The 18,086-nt window shown below is 40.0% G+C and carries 16 protein-coding genes and 2 pseudogenes; 11 read left to right on the forward strand and 7 right to left on the reverse strand.

What is annotated here, in order from left to right; all coding sequences use genetic code 11:
- Positions 1–70 precede the first annotated feature (70 nt).
- The 3 genes and pseudogenes from INT04_RS13780 to INT04_RS13790 all read left to right on the forward strand — a co-directional run.
- On the forward strand, positions 71–934 hold the full coding sequence (locus INT04_RS13780; protein ID WP_193016680.1) for a YicC/YloC family endoribonuclease: 864 nt from the start codon (positions 71–73) through the stop codon (positions 932–934).
- Between the two features lie 156 nt (positions 935–1,090).
- Positions 1,091–1,311 (forward strand): annotated as a pseudogene (locus tag INT04_RS13785) (type II toxin-antitoxin system Phd/YefM family antitoxin).
- A gap of 14 nt (positions 1,312–1,325) precedes the next feature.
- Positions 1,326–1,574 (forward strand): annotated as a pseudogene (locus tag INT04_RS13790) (type II toxin-antitoxin system death-on-curing family toxin); the annotation flags it as partial.
- Between the two features lie 10 nt (positions 1,575–1,584).
- Here the strand turns inward: INT04_RS13790 and murQ are convergent.
- Positions 1,585–2,484 (reverse strand): N-acetylmuramic acid 6-phosphate etherase, encoded by a 900-nt coding sequence (murQ, locus tag INT04_RS13795; protein ID WP_193016683.1) that lies wholly within the window; start codon positions 2,482–2,484, stop codon positions 1,585–1,587.
- Positions 2,485–2,592: 108 nt separating this feature from the next.
- On the opposite strand from murQ, the gene INT04_RS13800 reads away from it, so the two are divergent.
- A complete protein-coding gene (locus INT04_RS13800) occupies positions 2,593–2,742 on the forward strand; it encodes a hypothetical protein (RefSeq protein WP_226894111.1) in 150 nt (49 codons plus the stop codon).
- Between the two features lie 84 nt (positions 2,743–2,826).
- Here INT04_RS13800 and INT04_RS13805 read toward each other — a convergent pair whose 3' ends face one another.
- Positions 2,827–3,285 carry a GNAT family N-acetyltransferase gene (locus INT04_RS13805; protein WP_193016698.1) on the reverse strand — a complete coding sequence of 153 codons (459 nt, stop codon included), beginning with the start codon at positions 3,283–3,285 and terminating at the stop codon, positions 2,827–2,829.
- Positions 3,286–3,413: 128 nt separating this feature from the next.
- Between INT04_RS13805 and INT04_RS13810 the strand changes: the two genes are divergently transcribed.
- Positions 3,414–4,898: a PLP-dependent aminotransferase family protein gene (locus INT04_RS13810; protein ID WP_193016684.1), complete on the forward strand. Its 1,485-nt coding sequence runs from the start codon at positions 3,414–3,416 to the stop codon at positions 4,896–4,898.
- Between the two features lie 58 nt (positions 4,899–4,956).
- Here the strand turns inward: INT04_RS13810 and INT04_RS13815 are convergent, their stop codons facing one another.
- The gene (locus INT04_RS13815) at positions 4,957–5,526 is read right to left on the reverse strand and encodes a class I SAM-dependent methyltransferase (RefSeq protein ID WP_193016685.1); all 570 of its coding nucleotides are present in this window, start codon (positions 5,524–5,526) and stop codon (positions 4,957–4,959) included.
- Between the two features lie 464 nt (positions 5,527–5,990).
- On the opposite strand from INT04_RS13815, the gene asd reads away from it, so the two are divergent.
- Positions 5,991–7,097: an aspartate-semialdehyde dehydrogenase gene (asd, locus tag INT04_RS13820; RefSeq protein WP_193016686.1), complete on the forward strand. Its 1,107-nt coding sequence runs from the start codon at positions 5,991–5,993 to the stop codon at positions 7,095–7,097.
- Positions 7,098–7,184: 87 nt separating this feature from the next.
- Here asd and gyrB read toward each other — a convergent pair whose 3' ends face one another.
- The 4 genes from gyrB to dnaA are packed head-to-tail and all read right to left on the reverse strand — an operon-like array spanning position 7,185 to position 13,228.
- Positions 7,185–9,599, reverse strand: coding sequence for a DNA topoisomerase (ATP-hydrolyzing) subunit B (gene gyrB / locus INT04_RS13825; protein ID WP_193016687.1), 2,415 nt, complete (start codon positions 9,597–9,599; stop codon positions 7,185–7,187).
- A gap of 20 nt (positions 9,600–9,619) precedes the next feature.
- Entirely contained in the window at positions 9,620–10,708 is a 1,089-nt protein-coding gene (recF, locus tag INT04_RS13830) for a DNA replication/repair protein RecF (protein WP_193016688.1), read from the reverse strand.
- An 11-nt stretch (positions 10,709–10,719) separates the two neighbouring features.
- Positions 10,720–11,823 carry a DNA polymerase III subunit beta gene (dnaN, locus tag INT04_RS13835; protein ID WP_193016689.1) on the reverse strand — a complete coding sequence of 368 codons (1,104 nt, stop codon included), beginning with the start codon at positions 11,821–11,823 and terminating at the stop codon, positions 10,720–10,722.
- Positions 11,824–11,827: 4 nt separating this feature from the next.
- A complete protein-coding gene (dnaA, locus tag INT04_RS13840) occupies positions 11,828–13,228 on the reverse strand; it encodes a chromosomal replication initiator protein DnaA (protein ID WP_193016690.1) in 1,401 nt (466 codons plus the stop codon).
- Positions 13,229–13,970: 742 nt separating this feature from the next.
- Between dnaA and rpmH the strand changes: the two genes are divergently transcribed.
- From rpmH to mnmE, 5 genes are all read left to right on the forward strand, one after another.
- Positions 13,971–14,114 carry a 50S ribosomal protein L34 gene (gene rpmH, locus INT04_RS13845; RefSeq protein ID WP_036933424.1) on the forward strand — a complete coding sequence of 48 codons (144 nt, stop codon included), beginning with the start codon at positions 13,971–13,973 and terminating at the stop codon, positions 14,112–14,114.
- A gap of 17 nt (positions 14,115–14,131) precedes the next feature.
- A complete protein-coding gene (gene rnpA / locus INT04_RS13850; RefSeq protein WP_071788569.1) occupies positions 14,132–14,491 on the forward strand; it encodes a ribonuclease P protein component in 360 nt (119 codons plus the stop codon).
- The gene (gene yidD, locus INT04_RS13855; RefSeq protein WP_012368639.1) at positions 14,455–14,715 is read left to right on the forward strand and encodes a membrane protein insertion efficiency factor YidD; all 261 of its coding nucleotides are present in this window, start codon (positions 14,455–14,457) and stop codon (positions 14,713–14,715) included. Before rnpA ends, yidD begins: the two co-directional genes overlap by 37 nt.
- Before the next feature lie 2 nt (positions 14,716–14,717).
- Positions 14,718–16,358: a membrane protein insertase YidC gene (yidC, locus tag INT04_RS13860; protein WP_193016691.1), complete on the forward strand. Its 1,641-nt coding sequence runs from the start codon at positions 14,718–14,720 to the stop codon at positions 16,356–16,358.
- A 138-nt stretch (positions 16,359–16,496) separates the two neighbouring features.
- Positions 16,497–17,861, forward strand: a complete 1,365-nt coding sequence (mnmE, locus tag INT04_RS13865; protein ID WP_193016692.1) for a tRNA uridine-5-carboxymethylaminomethyl(34) synthesis GTPase MnmE — start codon at positions 16,497–16,499, stop codon at positions 17,859–17,861.
- The last annotated feature ends 225 nt before the right edge of the window (positions 17,862–18,086 follow it).

Raw genomic sequence — 18,086 nt, forward strand, 5'->3', positions numbered from 1 at the left:
GCTTATGCCTATCCTGTATCGATGCCTAAGGTTATAATCCTATCATCTTTTACACTATTGAGACCCTATTATGATCCGTAGCATGACCGCTTTTGCTCGTCGAGACATCAAAAAAGACTGGGGTAGCGCTGCATGGGAACTGCGTTCCGTAAACCAACGTTACCTTGAAACTTATATTCGTTTACCTGAGCAATTACGTAGTTTAGAGCCTGTTATTCGTGAGCGCTTACGTAATCGCTTAACTCGCGGTAAAATTGAATGTAACTTACGCTTTGATCTTAATGCTCGCTTTCAGGGTGAACTTAACCTTGATGAGAATCTAGCCAAACAACTGATTGTTTCTGCCAATTGGGTAAAAAGTCACAGCCATGAAGGCACTATCAGCCCTTTTGATATTTTACGTTGGCCGGGTGTTATTTCAGCACAAGAGCAAGATTTAGATGCGATTGGTACAGAGCTTCTAGCTGAATTAGATTTAGCGATCGATGCCTTTATCGCAAGCCGTGAAGCCGAGGGGGAATCACTGAAAGCACTTATCGAACAGCGTTTAGATGCGGTAAGCGAAGAAGTGATTAAAGTAAAAACCCAAATGCCAGAAATCTTACTTTGGCAACGTGAGCGCTTAACCAGCAAATTAGAAGAAGCTCAAGTTCAAATTGATAATAATCGTTTAGAACAAGAACTAGTGATGTTAGCGCAACGCTTAGATGTTGCTGAAGAGCTCGATAGATTAGAAGCTCACGTTAAAGAAACACGCAAAATCCTCGTTAAAAAAGAAGCCGTCGGTCGCCGTCTTGATTTTATGATGCAAGAATTTAATCGCGAATCTAACACACTGGCCTCTAAATCAATTAATACCGATGTCACCAATTCAGCCATTGAATTAAAAGTGTTAATTGAACAAATGCGCGAGCAGATCCAAAATATTGAGTAAGATTTCTTAGCGGTTTACAGCCCACCATTAAGCCAGTAGATACCTTGTATTTGCTGGCTTTTTATTATAAAGAATTTCTCGTTTTATTTTGTAGATTAAAATTTACACAGTTAATATGTACACTTTAAATGTACATTAAATAAGTGAGAAAATATTATGCATACTTATGCCTCTACTCAAGCTCGAGCACATATTTCTGAAGTTCTAGATACTGCCATTCATGATGAACCCGTTGAAATAACACGTAGAGATGGTAGTTCTGCCATCGTTATCAGCAAGGCTGAATGTGAAGCTTACCAAAATGCAAAGCTAGATACTGAATTTGATATCATCATGCAACGTCATGACCATACAAAAAAGCATTAACAAACCGATGAACTGGGTAAGTGCATATGAAAGAATAACAGATATTTATGAGCTAGCTGCAACCTATTGGGTCGCCATTTCTCGAGGCTATATTTTTAATGATGGTAATAAACAAACTGCATTTTTTGTCACTATGGTTTTTCTTTATCGCAATGGCATAAAAATAATAGATGTTGATGATGCATTAGAAAATTTAACCGTTGACGCAGCCATAGGCGCTAAAAATAGCCAACAGTTAGCGCAATACCTAAGAAAATTAAGTGATAAAAATTAAAACTATTTACTCACTCATCCAACGCCTTTCTAATAAACCCTCTATTTTTATTCAACATCTGTGAGGCTTGTTGTGCATCTACGTTTGCGAGGATCATTAAAATTGCCGTTTTACAGTGACGATGACATTGCGATAATGCGGCTTCAGCGATAGTTCTTTCACACTCCGTTGCTTGCATTACAATCCGAATTTGGCGTTCAACCAATTTGGCATTGGTCGCTTCAACATCCACCATTAAATTACCAAATACCTTGCCAATCTTTATCATCGCACTTGTGGTTATCATATTTAAGATAAGTTTTTGTGCTGTACCCGCTTTCATACGTGATGATCCGGTTATCACTTCAGCACCCACAATGGGTGTAATAGCAATATCGGCAAGTTTGGCAATCGGGCTTTCAGGATTACAGCTAATTGCGCTCGTTATCGCCCCGAGTGATTTTGCATACTGTAAAGCGCCCATCACATAAGGCGTTCTACCACTTGCCGCAATACCCACTAAGATATCTTGCTCATTAAAAGTAAGTTGGCGTAAATCTTGTTCACCTAATTGGATATTGTCTTCTGCATTCTCGACAGCTTGTAAAATAGCCTTATGTCCACCCGCAATTAATCCAATTACCATTTCATGAGGTGTACCGTAGGTTGGTGGGCATTCACTGGCATCTAAAATCCCTAATCGTCCTGAAGTGCCCGCACCACAATAAATAAGGCGACCACCTTGAGAAAAAGCAATTGCAACTTTATCAACTAATTGAGCAATTTCAGGTAGCACTTTTTCTATTGCGAATGGCACTTTTTTATCTTCGTTGTTGATGACACTTAGCATATCCAACGTTGAAAGCGTATCGATATTCTCGCTGTCATTATTCCTACTTTCAGTTACCAGATTGCTAAGATCAATAGCCATTTGGGCTCTCCCAATATTGTTATTCATATGATTAAGTCGAAGAAATTAACTGCTTTTATACCATTATTATTAGTAAGATTTTCAAAATCATTACACATGGTATTAGCAATGACCTCTTTTATGTTCTCTGGCCAATATCATATTATCGAGCCAAACAAACAAAAAGCGGATGAATTAATGAAACAAGCGTGTGAAGAAGCAAAAAAAACGTTGGCAATACGTTTTATTGCCAACAAACGTTTAATTAACCCAAATTAAATCGAACAAATAACCCTAACGCCGAAAAGAGAGGGCAAATATTGCCATCCCTTTTATACCCTATCTGTCCTGCCTAATGCGCTTTTACAACACCATACGGTATTCAATCACACCGGGTTTTTCTGCTACCCAATTATACAAGCGCTGACCACGTAAATTGGTTTCCTGTGTATGCCAATATAAGCGAGCACAATTGCGTTGTTTTGCTTGTTGATGAACAAACTCAATAAGTTGCTTACCAACATGACGACCACGTGTATCAGGAGAAACAAATAAATCTTCTAAATAACAAAAATCACTTTCAGCCCATGTTGAGCGATGAAAAAGGTAATGAACAAATCCCAAAATTTTTTCACCGTCCATTGCAACAGCACAATAAACAGGCTCTTTCTCATCAAAAAAACGTGCCCATGTTTTTAATGTTGTCTCTTCTGATAACTCAACATTATAAAATGCTTGATAACTTAACCAATGTGGTAACCATTGAGCATAATGCTCTTGTTCAACACATTGAATTGAAACAGATATTGCTGTTGTGCTCATCTCTTCACTTCCTTCTACTTTCATAAATACCATAAAAAAGCATCACCCTGTCTTTCATCGTTGTCATGGTACGTTTAACTTTGGTTCTTAATAAGGTACACTTTTTGTGTTTTTATAGGATCCACTTTATGAAACAGAAAAAAACCGCCTATTTTCCTAACCTTGTTTTAGAAGAAGGGCCTATTGGCTCACAGGTTTATCACGCCATTAGAAAAGCGATTTTAGATGGACGTTTATCTTCGGGGAGTCGCCTACCTTCAAGCCGTACATTGGCTGAAATGATGTCGATTTCTCGCAATTCCGTGATTGCAGGATTTGAACGTTTAATTGATGAAGGCTATTTATTTACGCGCCATGGTGCTGGTACTTTTGTAGCAACCACAATTCCTGATGCTATTATTTCTGATAAATGGGCTAAAACAGTTCATTCAATTTCTTCACCATTCATCGAAAACCCTTTAGAAACACTAAATCCTAATATGCAAAAAGCACAAGGATTTTGGCAACAATCACAACCCAACGTAAATTGCAGCCCTATTTTTCATGTCGGCGTGGGATCTGTTGATCTTTTCCCACATGAGCGTTGGGGAAGATTATTAGGACGAGTTTGGCGACAATCAAAAAAAGCACTCGCAACCTTTAATTCGCCAACTGGCTATACGCCATTAAAAGAGATGATATGCCAATATGTTCAATCAACCCGCGGGCTCTCTTGTCAGCCTGAACAAATCATTATTGTAAATGGTACACAGCAAGCGATAAATCTCACCATTAGAGTACTATTACAAGAGGGAGATACCGTTTGGCTAGATGATCCTGGTTATGACAGTGCACGAGGTATATTTACCTCTTACGGTATAAAAACACATCCCGTGAGTTCAGATATTGATGGAATGGATATTTCTCAAGGAATAGAGCACTGTCCAGAAGCAAAACTTGTTTTTACAACGCCTTCTCATCAATTTCCCTTAGGCAATACACTCTCACTTTCACGTCGTATTGCATTATTAGAGTGGGCATCATCCAATAATGTGTGGATCTTTGAAGATGACTATAACAGTGAGTTTCGCTATCACTCGAAACCCATTCAATCTTTACAAGGGTTAGATAAATATCAGCGAGTGATTTATGCCGGCACATTCTCAAAGATGATGTACCCTGGTTTTCGTTTAGGCTTTTTAGTCGTACCGCAAACCTTAGTTGAAGCATTTAAAGTGGCTAAATACTACACTGATGCTCATTCTGGTTTTTTAGAGCAAGCAACATTAGCCCTGTTTATTTCTCAAGGGCATTATGCTCGTCATGTGAGACGAATAAGAAAGGCCTGCTATGAACGCTATCAAGTATTAACTAATGCTATAAAAATACATTTATCTCATGTTTTTTATGTTGAGCCCACGGATTCAGGCATCCATATTGTCTGCTGGTTGCGAACAGGATATACAGAAGAATATATTGTTAAAAAAGGACGAGAAATAGGATTAGGAATACAGCCTTTATCGCGCTACTGTATTCAGCCTTATTCCAAGCAAGGCGTATTATTAGGGTATGCCGCACATAATCCTATTGAAATTGAAAGAAATATTATTTTGCTTGCTCAAACTATATCTTAATAGAGTATATTAATATTTATCTATTCTCGACAATACAAAAAACGAGCAAGCCTTGCATTTACCCTATATTATTTTTAGGCGTACAATAATAAACCCAAGCAGGGGGAACATTGAGCATGACTAATTTCTTTTCTAAATGAAAATAACGAGATAACGTTTTTTCATATCGGGTTGTATATTGAAATAATACAAAACAGCCTTGTGTTTTTAATAACTCTTTATGTACCTGTTTTAAAACTCTTAAGCCTGTTTTCTTTGGAATAGATAAAAAAGGTAGCCCTGAAATAATCATATTATAATGACTATTTAATTTCTCTGCTGATGCGGTGTAAACCCTTAATCGAACATCGTCAATTTTATCCAATTCCGTTGCAAAACTGGGTTCAATTTCAAAAACATCTAATGATGAATTCACCGACATTCTTTTTAAAATTTGCTGGGTGATCACACCCGTTCCTGCGCCTAATTCAGCAATCTGAATATCTCTATCCCAACTAAGTTTATCCAGCATTTCATAACATAACCAACGAGATGAAGGCGCGATAGTACCCATCGTGGTTGGTGAAATCACAAACCGTTTTAAATACGAGTAGTATGTAGATAATGGAATAAATGTCGATATATCCATATTCGCCTCCTAAAGCCTTTTAATAAAGGTAAAATAAAATTTAGATAAAATGAAGAACATTCATCATTATTTTTATTTATGAAATTACATCATCTATTTGGTTTTGTATATCAGTATAAAGCTTGAAGTCATCTCTAAGTAAATACGTTTTTCTTATATATTACACTATTTTACATTTTCTTATTTTTACTCTCTTTTTTTAAATAAGAATATTATTTTATTTACTCAAAAAATAAATAATATATAACAGAATATTCTTATACTTTTTATATGAGTTTCTTTTTAACAACTCATTGATGTTTGTTCGTTCTATTACATCCTTTTGTTAACTCTACCCAGCTCATTAGAAATGCTTCTAATTCTTTGGCAAATAATCAATAAATTCACTTGCACCAATCTCTATATTTTGTCAGGTTAGTGTGAGGTCTCTCACTATTCCTACAGATAAAGACAGGGTAATTACAATGAAAAATGTTGGTTTTGTGGGCTGGCGTGGTATGGTCGGCTCCGTTTTAATGCAAAGAATGGTTGAAGAACGTGATTTTGATGGAATAAACCCTATTTTCTTCACCACATCTCAATTAGGTGAAGCAGCACCTGCTTATGGTCATCACCGTAGTACTCTGCAAGATGCTTATGATATTGATACCCTTGCATCACTCGATATTATTATTAGTTGCCAAGGTGGTGACTATACTAATGAAATTTATCCAAAACTGCGTCAAGCGGGTTGGCAAGGTTACTGGATTGATGCTGCTTCAGCACTGCGTATGAATGATGATGCAGTGATTATTCTCGATCCCGTTAATGGTCAACATATCCAAGACAGCTTAAATAAAGGCATTAAAGCTTTTGTGGGGGGTAACTGCACCGTCAGCTTAATGTTAATGTCATTAGGTGGCCTGTTTGCTAACAATTTAGTGGAATGGGCAAGCGTATCCACTTATCAAGCTGCTTCTGGGGCTGGTGCTCGCCATATGAGAGAGCTACTGTCACAAATGGGCTCACTACATAACCAAGTCGTTAAAGAGCTAGAAAGCCCAGCATCCGCAATTTTAGATATTGAACGTAAAGTCACTAACTTTACGCGTAGTGGTGCAATGCCTACGGAGCAATTTGGTGTTCCTCTTGCGGGTAGCTTGATCCCTTGGATTGATAAACAATTAGAAAACGGCCAAAGTCGTGAAGAGTGGAAAGGACAAGCGGAAACTAACAAGATCCTAAACACAGGTTCAAATATTATCCCTGTTGATGGCCTTTGTGTTCGTATTGGCGCATTACGTTGCCACAGCCAAGCATTTACTCTAAAACTGAAAAAAGATTTACCTGTTGCTGAAATTGAACAATTACTTGCCAGCCATAACGACTGGGTAAAAGTCATTCCTAATGATCGTGAGCTTACCATACGTGAACTTACTCCTGCCGCCGTAACGGGCACACTAAGCACACCAGTAGGACGTATTCGTAAACTGAATATGGGCCCTGAATTTATTTCAGCCTTTACTGTTGGCGACCAACTGTTATGGGGTGCCGCAGAACCGTTACGCCGTATGCTAAATATTCTACGTTAATCTTTTTATAAAATAGAAATTATAGGCATAAAAAAAACCAGCTATTTGAATTAGCTGGTTTTTTTACATTATGAAATCACACGTATCCTAGATATCAATATTTGCAGCTTTCAGCGCATTCTCTTCAATAAAGGCACGACGAGGTTCAACCGCATCGCCCATTAGCGTAGTGAATAACTCATCTGTTGCAATCGCATCTTTAACAGTGACTTGCATCATACGGCGTGTATCTGGGTTCATGGTGGTTTCCCATAACTGATCTGGGTTCATTTCACCCAGTCCTTTATAACGCTGCACACCAAGACCACGACGGGATTCTTTCGTTAGCCATTCAAGTGCTTCTTCAAAACTTGAAACTGGCTGACGACGCTCTCCACGCTCAATAAATGCGCCTTCTTCAATTAGGTTACCAATAATGTCACCTAAATGCGTAATACGTTGATATTCACTACTGTGGATAAAGTCGTAATCCAATTTATAGTCAGTATCTACACCATAAGTACGAATACGTAACACTGGCTCAAATAAACGATTTTCATCATTCTGAGTCATTGTGTAGCTGTAGGTACTTCCTTGGTCTTCTGCTTCATTTAAGCGGTTAACCAAGCCACTCATCCACTCTTCAACCTTAGCTTTATCAGATAACGCATCTTCTGTCAGTGTTGAGTGATACACCAAGCTGTTTAACATGCTCAGTGGATAGATACGCTCCATACGACGAATAATTTTATGTGCCGCATGGTAATCAACAACCAGTTTTTCGAGTTGCTCACCGTGCATTGCGGGCGCATGTTCACTGATATAAAGCGCGGCACCATCCAGTGCTATCGACATTAGATACTCATCCATCGCATCATCATCTTTGATGCATTGCTCTTGTTTTCCTTTCTTCACTTTATAAAGAGGGGGCTGAGCAATAAAGATATGACCACGTTCGATGATTTCAGGCATTTGACGATAGAAAAAAGTCAGTAGCAGAGTACGAATGTGAGAACCATCAACGTCCGCATCCGTCATGATAATAATGCTGTGATAACGCAGTTTGTCTGGGTTATATTCATCACGACCAATACCACAACCCAATGCGGTGATCAGCGTTGCCACTTCTTGAGACGCAAGCATTTTATCAAAGCGCGCTTTCTCAACGTTGAGGATTTTACCTTTTAACGGAAGAATTGCCTGCGTTTTACGGTTACGCCCTTGTTTTGCAGAGCCTCCCGCAGAGTCCCCTTCCACTAAATACAGTTCAGAGAAAGCTGGGTCACGTTCAGAACAGTCTGCTAATTTACCAGGTAAGCCACCTAAATCTAATGCACCTTTACGACGTGTCATCTCACGTGCTTTACGCGCAGCTTCACGAGCACGAGCTGCATCAATAATTTTGCCGACGACGATCTTCGCATCATTTGGATTTTCTAACAGATATTCCACCAGCTTCTCATTCATCAGCGTTTCAACCGCTGTTTTTACTTCTGAAGAAACCAGTTTATCTTTTGTTTGTGATGAGAACTTAGGATCAGGTACTTTAACAGAAACAACCGCAATCAGGCCTTCACGTGCGTCATCGCCCGTTGCACTGATTTTAGATTTCTTATTAAATCCTTCTTTATCCATATAGTTGTTTAGCGTACGTGTCATTGCTGTACGGAAACCGACTAAGTGTGTACCACCATCACGTTGTGGAATGTTATTAGTAAAGCAATAAACATTTTCTTGGAAGCCATCATTCCATAGCATCGCCACTTCAACACCAATGTTGTCTTTCTCTGTTGAAAAGTAGAATACATTTTGGTGAATAGGCGTTTTATTACGGCTTAAGTATTCAACAAAGGCTTTAATACCGCCTTCATAATGGAAATGATCTTCACGGTTATCACGTTTATCAAATAAACGAATAGAAACACCGGAGTTTAAGAATGACAACTCACGAAGGCGTTTTGCTAAGATTTCATACTGGAATTCAGTCTCACCTTTAAAGGTATCGTGACTAGGCCAGAAGCGCACAAATGTCCCTGATTTTTCAGTATCACCAATGACTTTTAAGCGATCATCAGGTACACCATGACGATAAATTTGCTGATGGATTTTTCCATCACGATGAATAGTCAGTTCGAGTTTTTCAGACAACGCATTAACAACAGAAACCCCTACACCATGAAGTCCACCAGAGACTTTATAGGAGTTGTCATCAAATTTTCCCCCAGCATGCAGAACAGTCATGATAACTTCTGCTGCTGAAACACCCTCTTCTTCGTGAATGCCGGTTGGGATCCCACGACCATCATCTCGAACAGAGACGGAGTTATCTGAATGGATAGTGACAATAATCTCATCACAGAAACCCGCGAGGGCTTCGTCGATTGCGTTGTCGACCACCTCGAAGACCATGTGATGCAGACCGGTTCCATCATCTGTATCCCCGATATACATCCCCGGGCGCTTACGCACCGCATCCAGCCCTTTTAATACTTTGATACTTGAGGAGTCATATGTATTCGACATCAACGTTTCTCGCTTTATTCCTATGGTTTAACCTCAATTTTGCCATGTTCTACGCTAAATAGCCTACTATTTACATCTAGCATATCTTTCACTTGCCCTTGTGTTATTGCACTGACAAACACTTGAGCTTGCGTAGACTTTAGACGCTCGGCTAACAACTGACGCCGACTTGCATCTAATTCGGAAGCAAAATCATCGAGCAGATACAGGCATCTTTGCCCATTCTTACGAGTGAAATATTCACCTTGTGCCAGTCTCAACGCACACATCAATAGTTTGAGCTGACCTCGTGACAACATATCTTCTACAGGCGTGCCGTTTGCTCTAATGCGCAAATCTGCCTTATGAGCACCGAGTGAGGTATATGCTAACATTTTATCACGTTCAAATTGACGTGTTAGCAACTCACCGTAATCTGTTTCTTTATCCCATCCCCGTTGAAAACTTACTTTCAATGAAAATTCAGGTAAAAACAGGCGACACGTTTCTTCAATATCTTTAGCGATATCTTCTGTATATTGAGCTCGCCATTCACTTATTTGTTCTGTTAATGAGATAAGTTCTTTATCCCAAGGCATTAGTTGTCGATAAGACGTTGCTTGCCTTAGTGCTGCATTACGTTGTTTTAAAACACGTTTTAAATCTGACCATGCAGCAAAAAATCGAGGCTCATTATGAAAACAACCCCAATCGATAAATGCGCGGCGATACTTAGGTCCACCATTCAGTAGCGTAAAGCCTTCTGGTGTGATCAATTGCATGGGTAATAACTTAGCTAACTCTGCAATTTTATGACCATCGCTGCCATCAATACGTACGGTACTATTGCCTTCACGATCTTTACTTAAGCCAATCGCATAACCTCGGCTCTCTTCATTAAGCCCACTTAAGCGCCCATGAAGAATAAATTCATGTTCATCATGCTGAATAACGCGATTTGCTTGAGAACTTCGGAATGCACGCCCATGTCCTAAGGTGTAAATCGCTTCAAGTATACTTGTTTTGCCACTCCCGTTAGGCCCAACAAGAAAATTAAAGCCATCCGCTAATGGCAGATCCGCCTGTTCAATATTTCTAAAATGGCGGATCAATAAACGGGATAAAATCATGTTAGTGACTATTATAAGCGCATTGGCATAACAACATAAGCCGCCGTAGAATTTACTGCGTTTTCTACTTGAACACTTGATACGGCGTCAGTAAGCAGCAGTTTAACTTCTTCACATTTCAAGGTGTTCAGTACATCAAGGAGGTAACTGACATTAAAGCCAATTTCCATTTCTTCGCCTTGATATTCAACATCAACAATTTCTTCAGCTTCTTCTTGTTCTGGGTTGTTTGCAGTAATTTTCAATTGACCGTTAGTGAGGTTTATCCGCACACCACGGAATTTTTCATTTGATAGAATTGCTGCACGAGAAAATGCTTGTTTAAGAATATCACAACCCGCAATCACCGTTTTTGTGGGATTTTTCGGTAATACGCGACGATAGTCAGGGAAACGTCCATCAACCAACTTCGAGGTAAAAATAAAATCACCCACATGAGCCCGTAAATTGTTGCTACCGATTTGTAGCTGTAGCAAGCTTTCACCGCCACCATCAAGTAAGCGCATTAATTCAATAACACCTTTACGAGGAACAATAACCGAATGCCCTGGTAAAGATTGCCCGATATCCATCGAACAAACCGCTAAGCGGTGTCCATCAGTAGCCACTGTGCGTAATTCTGTATTTTCAGTTTCAAACAGCATACCGTTAAGATAATAACGCACATCTTGATGTGCCATTGAAAATTGCGTGGACTCAATCAAGCGTTTTAATGTCGCTTGAGGTAACGTAAATTCAACGTCACTTTGCCAATCATCTAAATTAGGAAAATCAGATGCGGGTAATGTTGATAATGAGAAGCGGCTGCGGCCTGAGCGCACTAAAAGGCGATCACCGTCCAGCTCAACACTGATTTCAGCGCCTTCTGGTAGCCCACGCCAAATATCAAAAAACTTACGCGCAGGAACAGTTGTGGCGCCAATTTCATGAGACTGGCTGAGGTTAACTCTTGCCACCATCTCCATTTCAAGGTCTGTCCCCGTTAGTGATAAGGTATTTTCAGTTACCTTAAGCAATAAGTTACCTAAAATAGGCAATGTTGGACGACCACCTAAAGGGCCACTCACTTGTTGTAGCGGCTTAAGAAGCTGTTCACGTTCAATGATAAATTTCATAGCGCTAGGATGATAATGTTCTGATTAAGTTAGAAAAATCTTCTTTGATATCGTGACTTTCTTCACGCAACTGCTCTATCTTTCGGCAGGCATGAAGGACAGTTGTATGATCACGACCACCAAAGGCATCCCCGATTTCAGGCAAGCTGTGGTTTGTTAATTCCTTTGCCAGCGCCATTGCCATTTGCCTCGGACGGGCAACCGATCGGGATCTCCGCTTCGACAGCAAATCTGCCACTTTAATTTTATAATACTCAGCAACTGTTTTTTGAATATTATCAATAGTGACTAGCTTTTCCTGTAGGGCGAGCAAATCACGTAATGCTTCACGCACAAAGTCGATAGTAATCGCACGACCTGTAAAATTTGCGTTAGCAATCACTCGGTTTAATGCACCTTCAAGCTCACGGACGTTAGAACGAAGTCTTTTTGCAATAAAAAAGGCGACTTCGTCAGGTAATTGAATTTGGTTTTCATCCGCTTTTTTCATCAAAATCGCCACTCGGGTTTCAAGTTCTGGCGGCTCAATGGCGACCGTTAATCCCCATCCGAAGCGTGATTTTAATCTATCTTCAACACCGTTAATCTCTTTCGGATAACGATCTGACGTTAAAATAATTTGCTGATTACCCTCTAACAATGCATTAAAGGTATGAAAAAATTCTTCTTGTGAGCGCTCTTTATTCGCAAAAAATTGAATATCATCAATTAATAGCGCATCAACAGAACGGTAATAACGTTTAAATTCTTCTATCGCATTATTTTGTAACGCTTTTACCATATCTTGTACAAAACGTTCAGAATGCATATAAACCACTTTTGCATTTGCTTTACGTTCCATAATACTGTTACCGACGGCGTGTAACAGGTGCGTTTTACCCAACCCTGTACCACCATATAAAAAAAGTGGGTTATAAGCACCGCCAGGGTTGTCAGCAACTTGTCTTGCTGCCGCTCTTGCTAACTGGTTTGATTTACCTTCAACAAAGTTATCAAACTTGTGTTTAGGGTTAACATTAGAACGATAATTAAGCGCAGGTAATTGAGAGGCAGGCTGATTATCCCAGCTAGGGCGAACAGATTGATTGTAGGTAGGTGCCGTATTCACGGTGGGGTGTGCAACCGCTTTGGGAATACTTTCAATCACACGTGTTGAGGCTGGTTTATTACCTACTTCAAAACGTAAAGAAGGGACTTCAGAGCCACAAAAATCCACTAATAATTCATTGATATTATTAATATATTTTTCTCTTACCCAATCTAAGACAAATCGATTAGGTGCGTACAGCGCCAGCGTGTTATCGCTTAGTTCTGCCTGCAAGGGACGTATCCACATACTAAATTCAGTGGCAGGTAACTCATCCTGCAATCGGGCAAGACAATGCTGCCAAAGCGAAAGTGACACGGCGGACTCCCCTAAAAAAACATGACTAAAAAATAAACAGGAAAAATGCAGTTAAACACTGAGTGCTTAAACACAAAGTGCACAACATCGTCCCTCTTCAATTCTTAATAAGGAACAATTCTCGGTGACAACGATTTTTTTTACATCGTGATTCACGATCGCAGACTGGCTATTCTGATCGTGACGAGGGATCATATCGCAAAATGAAACGAAGATCCTCTTTCTTTTGCACAGTTTTTATGGTTTTTATCCACAGGCTTGCTGATTTATGATAATTCGCCAAATGAAATATGCAAAGGCGTTCTAGTGTACTTGAGTCGTCCCATAAATAGCAATTGGGGATAACTTTCTCTTGGTATAAATATCTCTTTCTTATAGTAAGTGATCAAATATCTCTCATTTGATCTACCAAAGATCCTTGCGCTTTCACCATGAGTCCGTATAATCTTGCACCCTGCGTGCTTGTACCAACAAAGTCACCTATGAAGACTGTCTTTTAGGTCGCGAATAGGCGTACTCGTTGCGCATAAGTCAGGATTGATTATCGGGTTTGATAAAAAAGACGACAAAAATCGGTACTTAAAGCGTCATCTTCATTGACGCATTTGAGTGATTTTATTACAATCCCGCATCTTTCCATCATTGATGCTGCGATTGAAGTACTGGTTTGTTTATTTATTGCACGCCTGTCTGTCAACGCATTTGCTGAATCAGTAATTATATTAAGTAGGTAGAAATCGCCATGAAACGCACTTTTCAACCGTCTGTACTGAAGCGCAACCGTAACCACGGCTTCCGCGCTCGTATGGCCACTAAAAATGGTCGTCAGGTTCTGGCTCGCCGTCGTGCGAAAGGCCGCTCTCGTCTGACCGTTTCTTCGAAATAATAAAAGCTAACCATTCCGTGGTTAAGCTCGCTTTTCCAAGGGAGTTACGTTTGTTAACTCCCAAGCATTTCAATTTTGTTTTCCAGCAGCCACAACGTGCGAGTTCACCAGAAGTTACTATTTTGGGTCGCCAGAATGAGCTGGGGCATCCCCGCATCGGTCTAACTATCGCAAAGAAAAACGTTAAACGTGCTCATGAGCGTAATCGTATTAAACGATTAGCCCGTGAATACTTTCGTTTGCATCAGCATGAATTACCGCCGATGGATTTTGTGTTATTAGTAAGAAAAGGGGTTGCTGAACTTGATAACCACCAATTGACGGAAGTATTGGGTAAATTATGGCGTCGTCATTGTCGCTTGGCTCAAAAATCCTGATCTTGCTGATTAGGGGCTATCAACTGGGGATTAGTCCCTTGTTGGGGCCTCGTTGTCGTTTTAATCCTACATGCTCTCATTATGGAATTGAGGCATTGCGCAGGTTTGGAATGATAAAAGGGAGTTGGTTAACAGTGAAACGCATATTAAAATGCCACCCTTTACACGAAGGTGGTGATGATCCTGTCCCACCTAGAAAAAACGACGATAACAGAGAAAATTAACGATGGATTCGCAACGCAATCTTCTATTCATCGCTTTGCTGTTCGTTTCTTTCCTGATCTGGCAGCAGTGGGAGGGTGATAAAGTTTCACAAAACACCACCACTACCGCACAGGTCTCGCAACAAGCGGACATGCCAAGCAGTGATAGTCTTGCTGTAACTGGTAACAGCAATGAGCAGGCAAAATTGATTACCGTAAAAACTGACGTACTTGATCTTAGTATCAATACTCAGGGCGGTACAATCGATGAGGCTGATTTGTTAGCCTATCCCGCCGAGCTTAATTCACAGACTCCTTTCCGTTTACTGGAAACTACACCCCAATTCCTGTATCAGGCTCAAAGTGGCTTAATCGGCCCTGATGGTCCAGATCAGAAATCTCGTCCTGTTTACAGTGCTGATAAAAACGAATTTATACTTGGTGAAAATCAAGATGAATTACGTGTCCCTCTGACTTTTGTTAATGAAGACGGTGTTAAATTCGTCAAAACCTTCATTTTGAAAAAAGGTCAGTACGATATCGGTATTGATTACAAAATTGAGAATACAACAGATAAAACACTGACAATGAACTTCTACGGTCAGTTAAAACAATCTGTTAAGTTACCAGAAGCCCGTGATACCGGTAGCAGCAACTTTGCGCTACACACTTATCGTGGTGCTGCGTATTCATCAGATGAAACCAACTATAAAAAATATAGCTTTGGTGATATCGAAGATAAAAACTTATCTCTGACCACAAATAATGGTTGGGTTGCGATGTTACAACAATACTTCGCAACAGCATGGGTTCCTTCTAAAGATAGCCAGAACAATAATTTCTACTCTATTACTTTAGAAAACAAATCCATTGCTCTGATTGGTTATAAATCAGCACCTGTCACTATTGCACCCAATAGCACAGCTGACATCACCTCTACATTATGGGTTGGCCCTGAAATCCAGTCTGAAATGTCCGCAATTGCGCCACATTTAGACCTGTCTGTAGACTACGGTTGGTTATGGTTTATCTCTCAGCCACTGTTTAAACTGTTGAAATTCCTTCACAGCTTTATCGGTAACTGGGGCTTCTCCATCATCATGATCACCTTTATCGTTCGTGGTATCATGTATCCGCTGACTAAAGCACAGTACACCTCCATGGCGAAAATGCGTTTACTGCAACCAAAACTGGCTGCACTGCGTGAACGTATTGGTGATGACAAACAACGTATGAGCCAAGAAATGATGGCGTTATACAAACAAGAGAAAGTGAATCCTCTGGGCGGGTGTTTACCCCTGATTATCCAGATGCCAATCTTCCTTGCGTTGTATTACATGCTAATGGGCTCTGTTGAATTACGTCATGCGCCATTTATGTTATGGATACAAGACTTGTCTGCACAAGACCCGTACTACATCCTGCCATTATTAATGGGTGTGACTATGTTCGTCATTCAGAAACTGTCTCCAACAGCAGTAACTGATCCGATGCAACAAAAAATCATGACCTTTATGCCGGTTGTGTTTACTGTATTCTTCCTGTGGTTCCCATCAGGTCTGGTTCTGTACTATATCGTCAGTAACTTAGTGACCATTATCCAGCAGCAGTTAATTTACCGCGGTCTGGAAAAACGTGGATTACACAGCAGAGACAAAAAATAAGGTCACATGAGGAAAAACCTCTTCCTTGGTTACATTCAAAGGAAAGTGACATAAAATAGCGAAGGCGGTCTTATTGGACCGCCTTCTGTTTTTTTATTTTTAGATAATTAATGATTATTTTGATTAAGTGAGTACACCATGCATAGCACTGATACTATCGTCGCTCAGGCCACACCTCCGGGAAGAGGCGGTGTTGGTATCCTACGCGTTTCTGGTCCTAAAGCGGCTCTTGTGGCACAAACTGTCTTGGGTAAATTACCCAAACCTCGTTATGCCGATTACCTGCCGTTTCGTAACGATGATAACTCGGTGCTAGATCAAGGTATCGCCCTCTTCTTTCCTAACCCTAATTCATTTACGGGTGAAGATGTCTTAGAACTACAAGGCCATGGTGGCCCTGTTATTCTCGATTTACTGCTAAAGCGAATTTTACAAATTCCAGGGGTGCGTATTGCAAATCCAGGTGAATTTTCTGAACGTGCGTTTTTGAACGATAAGCTCGATTTAGCACAAGCTGAAGCGATTGCCGATTTAATTGATGCTAGCTCAGAACAAGCAGCACGTTCAGCAATTAATTCATTACAAGGTGCATTTTCCTCTCATATTAACGAAATGGTGGAATCATTAACCCACTTACGTATTTATGTTGAAGCCGCCATTGATTTTCCAGATGAAGAGATTGATTTTCTTTCTGACGGTATTATCGAAGGAAAATTAAATACAGTTATTGCTGAACTGGATAATGTTCGTGCTCAAGCTCGTCAAGGTAGCCTGTTACGCGAAGGAATGAAGGTGGTTATTGCGGGTCGTCCTAATGCGGGTAAATCAAGCTTATTAAATGCATTAGCGGGTCGAGAAGCAGCTATTGTCACCGATATAGCAGGGACAACGCGTGATGTATTACGTGAACATATTCATATTGATGGCATGCCATTGCATATTATCGATACCGCGGGCTTACGCGAAGCCAGTGATGAAGTTGAACGTATTGGTATTGAGCGTGCTTGGAAAGAGATTGAGCAAGCAGATAGAGTGCTATTTATGGTTGATAGCACCACAACCGATGCAACAACGCCTGAAGATATCTGGCCTGAATTTATGGCACGTTTACCAAATACCTTGCCTGTTACTGTTATTCGTAACAAATCAGATTTGACCGGTGAAAATGTCGAGATCACGGCACAAGGTCACTACCCAATGATCCGCTTATCCGCCCGTGATGGAATGGGGATTGAATTACTGCGCGATCACCTAAAAGAAGCCATGGGCTTTAATAGCAATACTGAAGGTGGTTTTTTGGCTCGTCGCCGCCACTTACAAGCATTAAATACCGCAGCAGAACATTTACAGCAAGGCCATGAACAACTGGTGTATGCAAAATCCGGTGAATTGTTGGCAGAAGAGTTAAGACTGGCTCAGCAAGCATTAAGTGAGATCACCGGTGAATTTACTTCAGATGACTTATTAGGTCGTATTTTCTCAAGCTTCTGTATTGGGAAGTAACCCCTACATTTTACCTGCTATACCGTGTAAAGATTAATTTAACGGTTATAGCAGGTAAAAATTGAATGTTCGTAATTAAACTTAGATAATAAATTTTTTCAAAAAGAATAAGATGAATTACTTATCTTTTTATATTATTTAATACTATTTTTTAATTAAAATATTAATAATAAATATCAAATGATGTATCTAATTATTTTTATTTAATTATAGATTAAATAACGC

It is taken from the genome of Proteus sp. FME41 (genome assembly GCF_014897315.1).
In the GTDB taxonomy this organism is placed as follows: Bacteria; Pseudomonadota; Gammaproteobacteria; order Enterobacterales; family Enterobacteriaceae; genus Proteus.